Source organism: Shewanella sp. Scap07 (genome assembly GCF_013394145.1).
GTDB lineage: Bacteria > Pseudomonadota > Gammaproteobacteria > Enterobacterales > Shewanellaceae > Shewanella > Shewanella waksmanii.
The window spans coordinates 3962715-3979313 of sequence record NZ_CP041329.1; the positions used below are offsets into that span (position 1 = coordinate 3962715).

Annotated in this window: 15 protein-coding genes; 5 read left to right on the plus strand and 10 right to left on the minus strand. The window is 45.5% G+C overall.

Annotated elements, in window-relative coordinates:
* Positions 1-4: 4 nt before the first annotated feature.
* Genes FLM48_RS17370 through FLM48_RS17390 form a run of 5 tightly spaced genes read right to left on the minus strand, consistent with a single transcriptional unit; the run spans position 5 to position 4801 of the window.
* Entirely contained in the window at positions 5-1216 is a 1212-nt protein-coding gene (locus FLM48_RS17370; RefSeq protein WP_179025515.1) for an ABC transporter permease, read from the minus strand.
* Between the two features lie 11 nt (positions 1217-1227).
* Positions 1228-2529, minus strand: a complete 1302-nt coding sequence (locus FLM48_RS17375) for an ABC transporter permease (protein ID WP_179025516.1) — start codon at positions 2527-2529, stop codon at positions 1228-1230.
* Positions 2530-2538: 9 nt separating this feature from the next.
* Complete coding sequence (locus tag FLM48_RS17380; protein ID WP_028771538.1) at positions 2539-3261, minus strand: ABC transporter ATP-binding protein; 723 nt, start codon at positions 3259-3261, stop codon at positions 2539-2541.
* Between the two features lie 19 nt (positions 3262-3280).
* Complete coding sequence (locus tag FLM48_RS17385; protein WP_179025517.1) at positions 3281-3514, minus strand: hypothetical protein; 234 nt, start codon at positions 3512-3514, stop codon at positions 3281-3283.
* Between the two features lie 24 nt (positions 3515-3538).
* A complete protein-coding gene (locus FLM48_RS17390; protein ID WP_179025518.1) occupies positions 3539-4801 on the minus strand; it encodes an efflux RND transporter periplasmic adaptor subunit in 1263 nt (420 codons plus the stop codon).
* A gap of 381 nt (positions 4802-5182) precedes the next feature.
* Here FLM48_RS17390 and FLM48_RS17395 point away from each other — a divergent pair, with 381 nt between their 5' ends.
* The 3 genes from FLM48_RS17395 (at position 5183) to FLM48_RS17405 (ending at position 8802) form a co-directional block, all read left to right on the plus strand.
* The gene (locus FLM48_RS17395; protein ID WP_179025519.1) at positions 5183-5572 is read left to right on the plus strand and encodes a hypothetical protein; all 390 of its coding nucleotides are present in this window, start codon (positions 5183-5185) and stop codon (positions 5570-5572) included.
* Positions 5573-5659: 87 nt separating this feature from the next.
* A complete protein-coding gene (locus FLM48_RS17400; RefSeq protein ID WP_028771542.1) occupies positions 5660-5965 on the plus strand; it encodes a hypothetical protein in 306 nt (101 codons plus the stop codon).
* A 365-nt stretch (positions 5966-6330) separates the two neighbouring features.
* Positions 6331-8802 carry a TonB-dependent siderophore receptor gene (locus tag FLM48_RS17405; protein WP_179025520.1) on the plus strand — a complete coding sequence of 824 codons (2472 nt, stop codon included), beginning with the start codon at positions 6331-6333 and terminating at the stop codon, positions 8800-8802.
* A gap of 96 nt (positions 8803-8898) precedes the next feature.
* On the opposite strand, the gene FLM48_RS17410 is transcribed toward FLM48_RS17405, so the two are convergent.
* The 4 genes from FLM48_RS17410 to FLM48_RS17425 form a co-directional block, all read right to left on the minus strand.
* A complete protein-coding gene (locus tag FLM48_RS17410; RefSeq protein WP_028771544.1) occupies positions 8899-9282 on the minus strand; it encodes an MAPEG family protein in 384 nt (127 codons plus the stop codon).
* 45 nt (positions 9283-9327) lie between these two features.
* Positions 9328-10152: a cobalamin-binding protein gene (locus FLM48_RS17415; protein WP_179025521.1), complete on the minus strand. Its 825-nt coding sequence runs from the start codon at positions 10150-10152 to the stop codon at positions 9328-9330.
* A 232-nt stretch (positions 10153-10384) separates the two neighbouring features.
* Positions 10385-11092, minus strand: a complete 708-nt coding sequence (locus tag FLM48_RS17420) for a helix-turn-helix transcriptional regulator (protein WP_256870965.1) — start codon at positions 11090-11092, stop codon at positions 10385-10387.
* A gap of 74 nt (positions 11093-11166) precedes the next feature.
* A complete protein-coding gene (locus FLM48_RS17425; protein WP_179025522.1) occupies positions 11167-11511 on the minus strand; it encodes an antibiotic biosynthesis monooxygenase in 345 nt (114 codons plus the stop codon).
* Positions 11512-12138: 627 nt separating this feature from the next.
* Here FLM48_RS17425 and FLM48_RS17430 point away from each other — a divergent pair.
* Together FLM48_RS17430 and FLM48_RS17435 are read left to right on the plus strand one after the other, a co-directional pair.
* On the plus strand, positions 12139-13899 hold the full coding sequence (locus FLM48_RS17430; protein ID WP_179025523.1) for an alkyl sulfatase dimerization domain-containing protein: 1761 nt from the start codon (positions 12139-12141) through the stop codon (positions 13897-13899).
* Between the two features lie 272 nt (positions 13900-14171).
* Entirely contained in the window at positions 14172-15563 is a 1392-nt protein-coding gene (locus FLM48_RS17435) for a DUF3943 domain-containing protein (RefSeq protein WP_256870966.1), read from the plus strand.
* Between the two features lie 357 nt (positions 15564-15920).
* On the opposite strand, the gene cobO is transcribed toward FLM48_RS17435, so the two are convergent.
* Complete coding sequence (gene cobO / locus FLM48_RS17440) at positions 15921-16574, minus strand: cob(I)yrinic acid a,c-diamide adenosyltransferase (protein ID WP_179025524.1); 654 nt, start codon at positions 16572-16574, stop codon at positions 15921-15923.
* Positions 16575-16599 lie beyond the last annotated feature (25 nt).

The window sequence follows — 16599 nt, forward strand, 5'->3', positions numbered from 1 at the left end:
ACACTTACACGCTACGGGTAGCAATCGCTGGCGAGATTTTAGCCGCTTTGGTCGCCGGGAATATCACCGCTAAAGTGGTAACAATCACTAAGCCAACAATGGTGGCTAGTGGATATTGCCACTCAAGCTGCGGCAGATCATAGTGCTGCATTAACTGCTGACCAAGCGCTATCGCCAGCAGGCCGCCAACCACACCGCCAACTAAACAGATGATATAGTTCTCCACTAAGAACAAGCTCACCACATCGCGTTTGGTTGCCCCTAACGCTCGGCGGGTGCCTATCTGCTTAGTGCGGCGTTCAATATTAAACATCACCATTCCGGTTAATCCTAAGCTAGTGATAAGTAACAGTAATACCACCATCAAAGATAACACCGATGCCATGAGCTCGTGATCACGGTATACGCTGGTGCGATGTTCAGTAAGTGTGGTGAAGTTTTGAATCACCCGGTTTTTCTGATCTTTGTGCAGCACTTCTGGGATCTGCTCTTTCAAGCGGGTGAACGTGCCCTCTTCGGCTCGAACCAGATAGCGCATAAACGCGTTAGTTAGCTCCACACCAATAATCACCGAGTACTCAAGATTATCACTGTTAACCCAAGCACCTTGTAGGCGCTCAACCACACCAATAATCTCAATCGCCTCTTCACCTAGATTACCGTTGTAAATCACCTTGCCTACTGCTGATTCGTCAGGAAAAGCTTGGTCAGCAAAGGCTTTTGAGACAATCCCTTTAACGCCGCTGTCGGTGAATGTGGGTAATATCTCCTCCGGACGTAAATTACGCCCTTCAATCAGCTTAACCCCTAAGGTGTCAACCATCTGTTCGTCACCGTAGTACATAGCTGAGTTAGGTGCGCTGCGCTCATCTTCCTCACTGGTGCCAATGGTAAAGCTTGAAGACCAACCACCACCACTTAGCGGCGTCATGCTACTGAACGTCGCCGACTTAACCCCTGGCAGGTCACGGATCAACTGCAGATCTTTATGTTGCTGCTGCACAAGATCGACACTGGGGTCGAAGCTGTACATGGTAAAATCAAATACTTCCTGTTCTACCACGCCTGAGTCTCTATCCATCAAGGCTAATCGCTCGTGAATAATGAAGCTGGCATTGGCCACAATCGCAACCGATAAGATAATTTGTAGTAGCAGCAACAGAGGCGAGCTCTTACTGCGCAATAACATACTTAAAATAGGTTTTATCTGTAACATAATCGGCCTTCCTATTGGCTCTTAAGATAAATGCTTGGGTTGGTACTACACACCCGCCAAGCGGGATAAATACCGGCAACCAAAGCCGCAGAAATTGCGATTGTGGGTGCAACCAGCCACATACTCATATCAAGTGAAGTTAGCGCTTGTTCTAATTCAAACTTAGCCGCCAGCAATGACAAGGCGCCCCAAGCCCAAAGTAGCCCGATTATGCCGCCGCAAAAGCCAATTAAGCCGACTTCCACCATATGCTGGGAAAATATTTGCGCGCGACTTGCACCAATGGCGCGGCGTACACCCACTTCTGGCGCCCGTTTCAGGAATTTAGCCAGTAGCAACCCCAGCATGTTGACCAAGCACACCACTAAGAACAATGCACTTAAGCCCACCAATACTTTGTTATCTTCGGCGACCACTTGGTTTTCGATTAACCAGTCGGCGACATCCATAATTTGTACATCGGCATTGGGCGAGTTAAAACGCCCAAGTGCTTGCTGCTGCTCAATATAACTGCGCACCCAAGCGGTATACAGCTCGACATCATGTTGATCTTTTAGCTCTGCCCAATACTGTAACCAGTGCTGCTCTGAAACAATTTTTGCTGCCACTGTACGGGTATCTTCATGCTTCCAACCTTGGTTGTTACCCCAACTTTGATACTCTTCAATAGGCGTAAGCGAAAATGGCACGAATACTTGCTCAGAATCATTAAAGGCACCGTTGTTTACGTCGTAGTACTTAGGTTTTGGACTCCAGTGGTCAATCACGCCGACAACTTTGTAGGGTTTGCGATTAATATAGAGTGTGCGCCCAACACTGTTCTCGCCACCAAATAGCTGCTGGTTTAGATCGGCATTGATCACCACTTCATATTTGGCCTGCTGGTCAACACTTTTATCCCAAGCTTGGCCATATAAAAACGGCACAGAAAACAAACTAAAGAAGTCGCTATCGGTCACGCGCACTCCCTCAAGAATGGGCGCTAAATCTGGATTATCAGTTTGAATCGCCCCACCCGTTCTGAACATCGGGGTTTGTCTTACTGGAATATCACCACGGCGTAAGTTAAACGAGTCTTGATAAGTGATCTGCGGATTAAACTCATCCCATGAATCTTCACCTTGGCTCCACAGTTGCACGGCAAATAACTTGTCAGAACGCTCGCCAGCTGGATTTACCGAGGCCATTTTGTATATGTTCAAGGTAGTGATAGTGATGCCAATTCCAATAGAGATGGCAAGCACCATTAACACTGATAAAAAAGGCGTTTTCTTAATACTGCGCCAAGCTAAATCTAGATAATAGAAAAACATACGCCCTCCTTAGCTCACAGCCTGAACATTGTCGCTAACCAGCTGCGGTTGACCGCCTTGGTACATGGTAAAGTCACACACCTGACCATCGACAATTTGAATATTGCGCTGGGCACGACGTGCCAATTCAGGGTCATGGGTCACCATAATAATGGTTGTGCCAGCTTTATTGATGTCTTCGAGCAGCTCCATAACTTGGCGCGCCATCATGCTGTCTAAGTTACCCGTTGGCTCATCCGCTAATAAGAATCTTGGCTCTCCGGCAAGTGCTCTGGCAATGGCTACCCGCTGCTGCTGACCACCTGATAGCTGTGCTGGCAGGTGTTTCATTCTGGCACCTAATCCCACTTGCTCCAGTGCTTGCTTTACGCGCTTATCTCGCTCGCTACGACTAAAACCACGGTAGCGCAACGGCACTTCCACGTTCTCCGCTAGGTTCAAATCAGGGATTAGATTAAACCCCTGAAAAATGAAGCCAATTTTCTCGTTTCTGATGGCAGCACTTTTGTTGTCGCTAAGGTTGGAAATATTGACACCATCCAGAAAATAATCACCATTGGTGAAACCTTCAAGCAAGCCAGCAATATTAAGAAACGTGGTTTTACCAGAACCAGAAGGGCCGGTGACCGCAACAAACTCGCCCTCTTTCACCTCAAGATTAAAATCACGTAACGCATGGGTTTCCACTAAGTCGGTTTTAAATACCTTGTTGATGTTCTTCATTGAAAGCATAAAATTCATTCCTTTAAAATTAATACGTTACGCTTGAACAAATCTGTTCAGCGATAGAGATTAAGACTTCTGCAAGGTCCATACTTTGATGAACCACTTCAGCAAACTCGTTGCTCGACTCAACCGCTGGCGCGGACATGTCGATAATATTCAGGCCTAACAAAAACCAATCTGCTGGATTTGCTGTTAGGTTGTGCGTCGCCACTAGCAGCAAGGCAAGGGCTAATAGGGTGACTAATTTATGTTTATTCATTACTAAGCTCTGCATCATCGCCTCCTAGCGAACCAATACTTGTTCAGCATTGCTAAATGGCTCAACACTGGAAATCACCCAGGTGTCACCCACTTCGCCACCTGCTATCACTTCAATGTGACTCATACTGCGGGCGCCTAATTGAATTTCGGTCAAGGTCGCAATGTCATCGTTCATGCTATATACAGCACGACCGCCACCCGATGACACAAATGCGCCGCGTTTCACCATCAACACATTCGGTCGATTTTCTAACAGCACTCGGGCAGATAAACGTTGGTTTTGACGTAGTTTTAAACTGTCTTTTTGGGTAAAGCGTACTCTAGCGGTCACTTCGCGATTTCTCACTTCAGGCGAGATAGATGACACCTTACCGAGTATCGTGACCGTGCCGAAGCTCAGCTCCACATCCATGCCAAGTCCTAGTTCATCAGCATAGGATTCAGGTACGGCCAATTCCGCTTCAAATGCACTTAAGTCAACAACGGTGAGAATGGGTTGGCTTTGATCAATACGAGCCTTTTGCTCGGTTAACCAGTTACCAATGATGCCGCCAACCGGCGCGATAATGTTCAGCGCGGCCACCTGACGTTGTAGATCTGATACCACCAATGCTTGACGGTCGACCTCAAGTGCTTTGTTTTTCACTTCAAAACTCAAGGTATCTTTCATCAAACTGGCTTCTTGTTTAGCGTGAGCAAACAGCAACTTGGCTTTGTGGAGATCATCTTTGCTTTTTTCAAAGTCAATTTTAGAAATCAGCTTGTTCTCAATCAGCTTGTCACCACGGCGACTCTCGCGGTCGGCAGCCTCTAAATCCACTTTGGCCATATCAATGGTTTGTTGCGCCTTTAACTGCTCACGTCTTGCATCAAGGCGTGCCCGCTCTAGTGCGCTTTGCATCCCTTCTAACAGTGCTTCTTGCTGCTTTAAACTGTTGGTTAGGCTATGGCTTTCTATGGTTGCTACCACTTGGCCTTGCTCAACACGATCACCTGGGTTAGCGATTAAGGTCACTGTGCCGCGCTCAGGGCTATATAGGATTGGGGCATTAGCGGCGACAATTTTACCGGTAGTGGCGATATCACGAGTTAGTGTCCCTTGCTCTAGCGTGGCAAAACGCAGTTCGCCACGATTGATTGATTTGCTCACACCACTGCTGCCGACACTCGCCCAGACTAATCCCGACAGCATCACCACACCAATACCCACAATGGTAGGCCACTTAAGCTTACGTTTGATGCTGGGGGCAACGACCTTATCTTGTGCGCTGGTATCCTTAATCATGGTGTTATTCCTTTACAGTGTCCGCTACAGCGGTTTTCATCAATAATGTAAGAGTTATTACAATTGCCGTGCCAAAAAACACTAAACATTGATTTTATTCATTTTATTGATATATCCGCTAGTAACGGTCAGTTCAAAAGTGTCCGCGGACACTGTAAAAGTGACCGGACAACCTACAAGCGGACGCTTTATGGGAACGGCGGACAGAAGGCTAGTTCGGACAGAACTAAGCCCGTGAAGCAGCGTTAAAAATTAAGGTTAAGGATGTCGACGCAAGCATGCTGTAAAGGCACAAAGTAAGCCTTTAATTTCAATTGATGCATCCCCATATTGTTATAGGAACGAGTTTAGCTACCTACAGACAAATAAAAGGATTTATTGATGTTTTGGACACTGTCATTTTGGATAATCGCCGCGCTGCTCATTTTGCCCTTTCCAGTTAAAATTTATGAGTACATCAGCGGACGAGACAACAGCCCGCTCATCGTTAAAATTGAAGAGATGGTCAATGCACTATTCATGTTAGTGGGACTGTGCGGTTTTTACGGTTTCTTACAGCAAACTCCATTGCTATTTGCCGAATTTTGGTACGCTTGGTTAGCACTCTATGTGATCATTTCGCTATTAAGCTTACGATACTCACCCAAGCTTAAATACAGCGCCAAGCTCAACAGCCGTCGCTTTCATACTATCTCAATGGCACTGGGTATCTTGCTATATACCCCCATGTTGATTGCGGTGTTTTACTATGCTCAGCAAATGCCAAACTAACAGCTTTTCCATTTACACCATTGCAAAGTTCACCTTGATGGCTTTTACTTAATTAGCTTCTAGTTAAACGGCGTCAAGGAGAGAGACATGTGGATTATCAGTATTATTGCTGTGTTATGGGCGGTACTTATGCTGCGCTCAGTTGTAGCAGAATACCGCTATTATCAAGCTGTAAGAGAATTTGAGCCGGCCATCTGGCAGCAGCTCGGTGCACCTAAAGGGTTAAAGCTGCCTATGGTGTTTGTCTCCAAATCGGCCAATGAGCAACTTAAACAGGTTAATAATAGCCAAGTTATCGCTTTAGCGACTAAACATCGTCAAGCTGGCAAGTTGTTTCTCGGCTATGTGGTGCTTGTACTGGTAAGTAGTATTGTTTTTTTCAAACTTGCATAAAGAAATCATCTGATAATACGGCCATAGCACAGTCACTAGCTTGTCTTAACGCTTGTCTTAACGTTAGCCTAACCTATGCCGCCTTTTGCTCAAAAGGCGCACATCGCTTAAACGATTAAGTCGAACAGCTAACTGCAATACTCCCTTCCTGCGTGTTTACGACACGATGCTGACACTGCATAAACTTTAAGCAAAATTAAGCATTTAACACTATATATACAAGATTTACTTTGTAAATCGTCTCGCTAAAACCCTAAAAAACATAACAAACCCCTCAAATTTGTATCAGGCACAGAAACATCTATTGCAATGCGAACGAGAATAATTATCATTCGCTACACAATAATGATGAGGGGTATTAACTTATGCAACAATTTCGTTTTTCGCTACTTGCAGTCGCCTGTGCCGCAAGCTTTTCTTCTGCAGGAGTATTGGCACAACAAGCCGATGTCTCAGCCGAGAACTCAGCGAGCGTAAGCCAAGCAGAAGCAGAGAAAAACAAGGATGTGGAACATATTACTGTCTATGGAAGACAAAACCACGTGGTGATGAATTCAGGCTTGGCGACAAAATCAAATATGTCGCTAATGGAAACGCCTGCCGCAGTGGTGATTGTTGATGAAGAACTCATCAATGCTCAGGGCGCAGATAGCTTGCAAGACTTGGTGCGTAATATCAGTGGTGTGACCCAAGCGGGCAATAACTATGGTATTGGCGATAACTTAGTCATTCGTGGACTGGGAGCTAACTATACCTTTGATGGCATGTATGGCGGTGCCGGGCTTGGCAATAGCTTTAACCCCACCCGCTCGCTGACCAATGTCGAATCTGTCGAAGTACTAAAGGGACCAGCAACCGGTTTATATGGTATGGGGAGCGCTGGCGGGGTGATCAATCTGATAGAAAAGAAACCCCAATTTGAATCTAGACATGATATCGGCGTCGAGGTTGGCCAATGGGATACCTACGCTTTGTCAGTTGATAGCACCGGTGGCATTACAGACGACTTAGCTTACCGCATCGTGGGCAAAACGGCCCGCAGTGATGGCTATCGTGATATTGGTACCGACCGCGATGAAATCTACACCTCGCTAAAATATGTGTTCGACGATACCCAAGATATTATGTTGTCCGCATCTTATATCAAAGATGCTATCGCTGTTGACTCCATTGGCCACCCAATCCGAATTTTTAATGCTGCGTCTGTTGATGGCAAAGCCGCTGATCAAGTGAGCTGGGAAGATCTGATTAATGACCCTAACGGCAATGGCATTAACCTCACTGAAGCGCAACGTAAGCAGCTTGCTGACTCGCTAGCAAGCGGCGATGGCCTTACGCCCTACGCTTTTGGCGACGCAGGGATTATCTCACCTATCGCCAAAGACAACGAAGGCGAAGAGCTGCGCTTTAAGCTGACCCACAACATCTACTTTAACGACAACCTATTTTTAAATCAGCAGCTACAATACCGCGATTATACCTCGGGTTTTGCACGACAAACGGGGGCTTATAACTATGTCTACTGGAACCGCAGTGGCACCATCAACGCCGACCCACGCGGCCCACTAGTAGAAGACGGTGTGCTCTACCCCTTTGCTGCCCGCCGTCAGGAATACCGAAAAGTAGAAGCCGATGAAACCTCTTGGCAGTACTTTGCCGATCTACGCTATGACTTCGAGCTAGGCGGCATTGATAACGAGCTGTTGCTCAACGCTAATTTTGAAGATCGCACCATTAGCTTTAAGCAATACTCTATTTACGATGCTGATAAGATAATCAAAGATAAGAACGGTGAAGTACTGTATCAAGGTAAACATCCTTATATCTACGATATTCGCCAGCCAAACTGGGGCCAAGGCAGCTTTGAAGACTATGATCCACTGCTTACGAGTAACTACAACAAAACCGTCAATGCCTGGGGCGTGGGCGTTCAGCACGTTGGTTACCTAGGTTATGGATTTACCACCCGTATCGGTGTTGCATTTAACGAAATTAAGCAATCATATGAGCATTTAGGCGTAGACGCACGTTACCGTGCCAGTGCAGCAGAGCCTACGCCTGAACAAGATACAACTGACAACGGCATTACCTATAACTTAGGCGTGACTTACATGCCAACCGATGATCTGTCACTGTTTGTTAACCACTCAAAGGGCAGAACCGCTTACAGTATATTAGGTAGCATCAATGGCGAAGATGATCGCCCAGATTCTGAGTCTGTCAGTGACGATCTAGGTATCCGCTACAAAGCCTTTGATGACCAACTGCTGGCGTCATTGGTGTTGTTTAAGAGTAAGCGCACTAACCTACGTTACACTAACCCAGACTATGAAGAAGGCGTGTCAGCGCCTAATGTTGCGCAATACTTCAATGATGGCGCCGAGGAAACTAGCGGCGTAGAGCTCGATCTAAACGCTTACCTTAACGAGCAATGGTCAGTTAACGTCAATGGCGTTTATCAAGATGCACGGGATAAGAAAGATCCCACTCGCAGCAGCTATGATACTCGCCAAAAAGGCGTGCCCTATGTAACCGCTAGCGCCTGGGTCACCTATGGGGCTGATTGGTTCTCGCTTGCCAGCCCATTAAACATTAGCCTAGGGGCGCAGTATGTTGATGAGCGCAGCACCAACTCAAGCTCATTTGGCATTCCAGACGGATATGTGCCGAGCTACACCGTAATGGATACCGCGATTAGCTATCAAGCAGATAGCTGGCAACTACAGTTAAACGTTAACAATCTATTCAACGAAAGCTACTACAACAAAGCCATGTTCTTAGGAGGCATGCCAGGCGAAGAACGTAACGCTAAGCTGACCTTTAACTACCAGCTTTAATGCGGTTTTAGCCTAAGATAGCACGACAAAAAAGCCCCACTGTTATCAGCGGGGCTTTTGGTATCAAATCTTAAATTTTACTGCCAACTTCAGCCACTAAAATGCCTGACATAAAATGGTAAATGACGCGATAATGGCCACAAACCAAGACAAAGACCGCAAAGTACCTTTATCAATCAGGTACAAAATATGGTACGCCACACGGGCGATGACATGCACAATGGCGGCAGTTTCAGCAACACCATTAACCTTACCTGTGGCTAACACTGCCACGACAGCCAAACCAAATATCAGCAACGACTCAAACGCATTTTGATGGCCTGCAACCGCTCGCGCGCCAAAACCGGTTAGTTTAGCTTGCTGTTCGCGCGGGTGATTATTGTCATAGCCCCCTAACTTAGCCATTGCCACCGCAACAGGGCCTTTGGCTAAATAAGGCAATAACATCGCAATAAACAAACAAATTAATAATGTTGTCATCAGTTTCTCAATCCTTTGTATTTTTATTGGTGATCTAGCAAAAAGTTAACGGGCTTTATCCAGCGCCTCGCAGAGCACTTCCACACCTTGAATTGCCCGTGGCGCTGCACGATGCAAAATATCGGCATTTAGCTGGTAAATATGGCCATTTTTCACCGCAGGAATATCCTGCCACTGCTGCCAATTAACGCCTAAGATATTGCCCTCATCCTGACTTTGCAAGATAACTTGCGGCTGTTTTAACAACACACTTTCGATACTGATTTGTGGATAATCGCTATCACTATCAACAAACACGTTACTGCCGTTACACACCGCAATGATCTGCTGGATCCAGCTATTTTTGGCCACCGTCATTAATGGAGTCGACCACAACTGATAAAACACATCCACAGCTGGTTTTGATGCGTTGTCTTGACGCAGCGACAGTAAATTTTGACGATAGTCATCAGCCACCGCTTTGGCTTGAGTTTGTGCCCCGGTAAGCTCACCCAAGGCCAGCAACTCATCGGCAACCGCCTCTAAAGACTTAGGGTCGCTATCAAACACTTGAAAACCCAACGACTTAATTCTGGCAATCTCCTCGGCTTTATTGCCACTGCCCCACACCACCACAAGATCTGGGTTAAGCTCTAACACCCGCTCTATTTGAATACCATGATAACCGCCAATACGAGGGATATTATTAGCGTCAGCCGGATAATCGGCATGGTCGGTTGTAGCAATAATCTTATCGCCCACCCCAATGGCATACAGCATCTCAACCGCATGGGGCGATAGGGCAATAATTTTCTCCGCAGGTTTGCTTGCCTGCACTGCACCGCTGCTTATGAGCAATGCCGCACAGCACAACTGTATCACTAATCTCATCTCAATCCTTGGTTGTATCGGGCTAATTTTTCTATGACTTCAGCAGGATAGTATCGCTAATTGAAGCTCTGATGGCTAGAGGGAGGAGGTTAGACTTCACTAGCAGGACTCATCAACGACAACAGCTAGATATTCTTTTGTTACGGCTAAGACACTAGCACTTTCTAGCTCACTTTTGGACAAGAACGGGAAAGAGTAAAAACTTTAATTGGTAAAAATCAAAATATAATCTCTATTTATTAATCTGAAAGTGACGACTTAACTCTTGATGCCCTTTAGGCGTAATAATTACTTCACGGTATCCCGACACTCGTTCTATCCAACTATGCATTTCAAGAAATTCGAGTAACGATGCCCCTAAGAACCCACCAAGGTGGAACTTTCGTTCACTCCAGTCCAAGCACGGGCAGCATTTCTTGCGTTTGGTTTTTGCTTCAATACAAACACCAAGTTTTAGAAATTCTTCTTTACCCTGCAATGTTAGGTCACTTCCATCACTTTCAAGCCAGCCATTTGAAACCAGTGAATCATATAGCTTTACCGCAATGTCTCCAGCTAAGTGATCGTAGCAAGTTCTCGCTTTTAGCAGCTCTTCAGGCACTCTCGAGCGTGAAGGGTTACTTGTTTGAAAAGTTACACCCATCATACTTTCCAACAATGACGCGATACTGTTGTTATACAACCTAAAGTATCGATGCCGCCCCTGAGATAAGCACATTAAGAGGTTTGCTTTGACTAAACGTGATAGATGCGAACTGGTTGTGGATGCGGAAATGCCTGCAACAGCACTCAGTTCTGTTGCTGTCCAAGCTCTTCCGTCCATAAGAGCACATAGAATCTTCATCCTCGAAGAGTCGGACATAGCGGCAGCTAGTGCAGCCATGTCTATTTCTTGACTATAACTTTCTGATACCACGGAAAGGTTATTTTGCTTGCTCAAACTCATGGCTACCTATGTCGATAACTGATCCAGTCAATGTATCGCGACTCGTGACAATTATCAATTTCGTCATATCACCCATGAACTTCGATGCTATCTTTGGGGGCTTCAGAGCGATGGTTCATAGCATAGTCCCTCATAACACCTGCCACTCTTAGTCGATAGTCTTTAAATACTCCACCACGCCCTTTAGATTGTGCGTACCTGTGCGACTCTAATGCACGCCATTCTTGAATTGACTCTTCATTTTCCCAAAATGAAAGAGAAAGAACTTTGCCTTCAGTGGTAAGGCTTTGAAAGCGCTCTACGGAAATAAAACCCTCTATTTCAAACAATTGCGACTTTATCTCATTGGCGATATCTAAGTATTCTGCCGTTTTACCCTCAGCAATTTGAACTTCAAAAATAACAGCTATCATATTTTATTCTCTTTAATATGGTTGAATTGATATGAGCATTCTAACAAACTGATTTATTGATACTTCGTTCCTGGTCGAAGTGTGGTGGTATATAGGTTTAAATTCTGGTCTAGCTTGAAATGGGGCTGAAGTAAGTCATATAACAAGCTTGGGGATTTTAATAAAACCTAAATCGAAGAGATAAAATATCTAGTTGTAGGTACGGCTGCGAGCTTCGGTTTCATGGCCGCTCTATGACATCAATGTCATCGCGGCATTTGTGAATCCTTTCACATCAGATGTCATCGCAGAGCCCACATGGAGGTGCTTGTGGCGCCTCGCAGCAGTAGCAGCACATTCCTCGCCGGACAGGCGTTAGGTTCCGGCCTGAAAACGTCCCGCAATGACGATGGTATCACCCTTAAACGGGCCTCAAACACACTATATCATTTCACAATAAGCCATTGTTTTATTGGGGCTACCAGTTGATATAAACCATGTTAACCACATTTTAGAAACGGCTTTACAGCAAGTGAATTAGCACAAATGACTTTCTCTAATTCGTCGACCTCAGTTGGATTAGTGCGTTTAATTGACGCAACAAATCAGGCCTAAACGATCTCAGGTCCAACAAAGAAGGTTTCATACATGTATTCAAAAATCATAGGTAGCGGCTTATTAATTACAACGGCATTTTTTGCGGTAGCAGATCAGTACAATATGTCGTTGAACTACGAACCCATAACAATGAAAAACGGCGCTGTCACCACCCTACCCGCTTCGGTTGTCGATAAAGCTTGGCATGTAGAGAACAAAACCGTTACGCCAATTACCGAAGGTGTCTATCGCATTGCGGGCTGGGGGATTGGAAATGTAATCGCAGTGCAAGCGCCTGAAGGCTGGGTTATTGTAGATACAGGCGATAGTATGACAGTGGCAAAAGAGCAACGCGCTGCATTAGAACAATTGTTGAATGATAGCCTTGATGTAGCAGCGGTTTTGTATACTCACTCGCATTATGTGTTTGGTACCCAAGCCTGGATGGGAGAGAACACTAAGGTATACGCCCATGAATGGATGGAAAAACACTTACACGCAGACAATGGTGTTAGTGCCTTAGCAGGCAATTTCAACGCGAGAGCCATGATCCAGTTTGGCATGCTTCACCCTGAGAGTGGCCCTGATGCCTTTCCTAATCAACTTGGCTTCAGCATGGATAAACTGTCAGGTGAAAAAGGCTATGTATCACCCGACATTACATTTACGCATAACGAGATAGAAACACACCATATTGCAGGCACAGAAGTGATTGTGCTGCCAAGTCCCACAGATGTTACCGATAGCGTGGCCTATTACTTTCCTGAAAAAAGCTTGATGGTGACTAATGCCATTAATGGCGATGGCGGTATCTTTAATTTATACACCTTAAGAGGCGATAGATACCGAGATCCCATTCGATTGGTAGAGGCAGCAGATTTGCTATTGTCATACGACTTTGATTTTCATGTCGACATTCATGGCGCAGCCAATACAACCCGAGAAGAGGCCGTTCAGTCGATTCATGCTTTTAGAGATTCGATGCAACTCATTCACGATCAAACCGTTCGGGCAATTAGCCTAGGAAAAGATGCACAAGGTGCCGCGGAATTTGTGCATATGCCATTGGCGCTCAGACAGGATAAAGAGATCTATGGTCAAGTTGAAAGCCATGTAAAGCAAGTTTATAACGGCATAATGGGCTGGAATGGTTGGGACGTTTACGATATTAATCCGCTGCGCACTAACGAATTTGCCAAGAAGTATATAGACAGCCTTGGCGGCGTTGAAGCTGTCATTGAAATGGTCAAATCGTCTAATCAAAAACAAAGCCTTGATGGCTGGCAGTGGTCGCTTTATCTGACCTCGCAAATATTGGCTGTTGATGCAAATAACGCCGATGTAAAGCAGCTTAGAGCTGACGCTGCAAGAGCCCTTGGACAACGTACCAGTTCGGCAAATGCACGTGGGTTCTATATATCAGAAGCGCTGTTGCATGAAGGCAAACTGTCACTAGAGGGTCATGAGTTACACAGCTTTCAGCAATTAGGCCAAATGATGGGCGTGATTGATGAGCAAAGGCTGAAAAAGTCGCCGATAGCATCAAACGTAGAATACTTACGTTATTTAGTTGATACCCAAAAAGCACAAGGTTTATATGCAAAGTTCAACTTAGCCATGAACGATAGTGATGCCGCATTTAGCATTGTGCTTCGTAACGGCATTATCCAAGTTGCGCAGCAGCCAAATGATGGTGTGACTATTTCACTCTCCCATGCACAATGGAGTGATGTGTTACTGGGCAAGACAAGCTTTGGCCAACTGGACCCTTCTTTAAAAGATTTTGATAAGGCATTAATTCTACAGCCTTAAAACAACTTGAATAAGCGACCTAATCAGGTCGCTTTTTTTGTGGTTGGAATACTCAACTAGCAGATATAACTTTCTCTAATTCATCGATTTAACCTCAGTAAAAATGTGTAATGCACCTATAAATTTTATTGGTAAAACCGCACACCATTGAGGCTTTCGATATATGTACTTCTCGTTGCAGCACCGCGTTAAAAACAGCTTTATGACCATGAAAGTCGTAACCCCCTCTTTAGTCTTCAGACTGCCTTACTCATTTATATAAGGTGATTAAAGTGTCACTTTTTTTTAGGTTGAAACTCAATGTAAGGTCGGTTGCCGCAGCATGTATTGTGTTAGTCAGTACGGCTCTAAACGCAGAAGATATAACCCTTGATGATATCGCAATAGACGGGCAGCGCTATTATCGAGCAACGATCACCAACAGCAGTTGGGAGGAACTCGCTTCTCAGGGGGCCCGGTATGAGTCGCCCTACAAAGTCTCGCTATTTAACCCTCAACATGGTGAAGATAGTGCACGTTTGTGGTCGCAAACCAAATCTGTCGCCGCTTACGGTGTTGGTGTAGCGGGTGCAATGACATTACTGCCAACCAGTATTACCAACTGGGATAAAAGTGATGATAGGTTGATGCAAAAATGGTGGGATAATGTTCGCTCTGGTCCGGTGTGGGATCGCGATGATTTCGCCATTAATTATATTGGCCACCCATACTTTGGTGGCGTTTATTACCAAGCGGCTCGTAAGTCTGGCTATCGTCAATGGGATGCGTTTATTTACTCATTTATGATGTCGACATTCTACTGGGAATACGGCGTTGAAGCTTTTGCCGAAACGCCATCAATTCAAGACATTGTGGTAACCCCGGTGCTTGGTTGGGTTTATGGAGAGTGGGCATATAACAAAGAGCAGCAGATCCTTGCTCGGGGCGGTACCGTTTGGGGCAGTGAAGGCATGGGCAGTACTGCGCGCTTTTTCCTTGACCCAATCGACTCAATAGGCCGAGGTGTTAACCAATTATTTGGCCAAGATATTGTTAAAGCCGGCACGGGTTATATCGGGATCTCGGAGCAAGAGTTAGATAACGGCTTAACGGATAAACAAGTGAAATTGCAGTTAAGCTATCGCATTGGTGGCGGTCGAACTGAATCTAATATTAGTCGTTACAGTTATCTAAACAGCTATCATGAACAAACTGGTGATCCTGTTAGCTACTCTATAGTCGGTATCTCTGCCGGTACAAGCATGCTACAGCCGTCTTCGGCTTGGGGATTAGCGTCAGGATGGGCGCCTACAATAAGTCTGGGGTTGTATTTTACGCCAAGTCTGTCGACTAGGCTAAGCTACGCCAGAGCCGACTTAAAGCAGCATCATAGTCAGCACAGCGTCACCTTTGAGCAATACAGTTTAGATACCCAGTATTATTTTAATACTGAGCAGTCACTACGTCCCTATCTCACTGCCGGTTTTGGCGAGTCTATGCGTGACAAAGACTTAAGCCAAAAAGCATTCCAAATAAACCTAGGAGCGGGATTGCATTACCAACTTGCGGCCAACTGGGCGCTGCAACTTGATTGGCAGCAACACTATAGCGCTAAACATAAACAATCGGATAGGCAGCTCAATGCACAGATCGTATATCGATTTGGCCAAGGTGCGAGCAACTAAATCACGGTCTACATTGATAACGATTGTTAAACTTCGACCTTGGGTAGCAGTTTAACAATCAATTTGGGCACACTTTTGGATTCATTTCTCCAAAAAATGTGAAACAAGCTGCGCTGCAAGCGCTGACAGCGACTTGCTGTATTCAAAATAAAAACCAGCATCAAACTCTCATAGAGCCTCTAGCGTTAGCAAAGCACGGCACTATTCGCTAGTGAGCTTACAATTCAAAATATGCACATTTATCTATTACTCTGAACACTTAACACTTAACACTTAACACTTAACACTTAACACTTAACACTTAACAATCACTATGCCATTGATGCAGGCCTATGCTTCAAACAATACCATTGCAGCCTAATAATCAAAACCAATTTGCGCTTTCACCCCAGCTTCAAACGCATGCTTGATAGGCTGTACTTCACTGACCGTATCCGCCAGTGCAATAATCTCGCGATGACACGCGCGGCCAGTAATAATCACATGTTGCATCGGCGGGCGGTTTTTCAACGCGGCCAGAACGCGCTCAAGTTCGATGTAGTGATAGGTCACCATGTAAGTCAGTTCATCAAATAGCACAATATCGATGCTGTCATCTTGCAGTAATTTCTCTGCTGCTTGCCACGCAGCTTGGGCGGCTTGGGTATCTTTTTCTCTGTCTTGGGTTTCCCAGGTAAACCCCGTGCCCATCACATGGAACTCTACTCCAACCTGCTCCAACACTTTGCGCTCGCCGCAGGGCCAGTTACCTTTAATAAACTGCACCACGGCTGCTTTCTTGCCATGGCCTACCGCGCGGGTGATATTGCCGAAACCTGCGGTAGACTTGCCTTTGCCATTACCGGTTAATACCAATAGCACGCCTTTTTCTGTTTGCGCTTTGGCGATTTTGGCATCGACGCCCTCTTTAACCTTTTGCTGTCGCGCTTTATGGCGCTCAGCTTTCACTTTGTCGCGTTCGCTTTGGCTATCATTCGTTGTTTGATTGCCTTGTTGATTGTCTGCTCTCATGGTCCCTTCCTAAATGGAGTCATTA